Source organism: Pelomicrobium sp. G1 (assembly GCF_051905455.1).
Taxonomy (GTDB): domain Bacteria; phylum Pseudomonadota; class Gammaproteobacteria; order Burkholderiales; family UBA6910; genus Pelomicrobium.
Genome location: NZ_JBQACR010000555.1, coordinates 1 through 241, shown reverse-complemented (window position 1 = coordinate 241; position 241 = coordinate 1). Strand labels below are relative to the sequence as shown.

Annotated in this window: 1 protein-coding gene; it reads right to left on the bottom strand. The window is 58.9% G+C overall.

From position 1 onward, the window contains the following. Window positions 1–204: CRISPR-associated endonuclease Cas2 (locus ACTFO6_RS19610; RefSeq protein WP_439935974.1), on the bottom strand; the 204-nt coding region annotated here is incomplete at its 3' end. Window positions 205–241 lie beyond the last annotated feature (37 nt).

The window sequence follows — 241 nt, the reverse complement described above, 5'->3', positions numbered from 1 at the left end:
CTCAATGGGTGTGAAGGTCTTTCCGAGGCTCACGAACCGGGGCACGACCCTCTCGGCCAGGCCGAGATCGAGCAGGACCATGTGATCATCGCCATGGTGAATGATTCCGTCCAGCAATGCACTCAATTCCGCGTGCAGCTCGCGGCTCAGCCGGCATTGGAACCCAGAAAGACGGAACCGTTCCCCGTAACCATGCATGATCATGAACACCCTGCGCCAGCGGTTAGGATGACGGATGTCG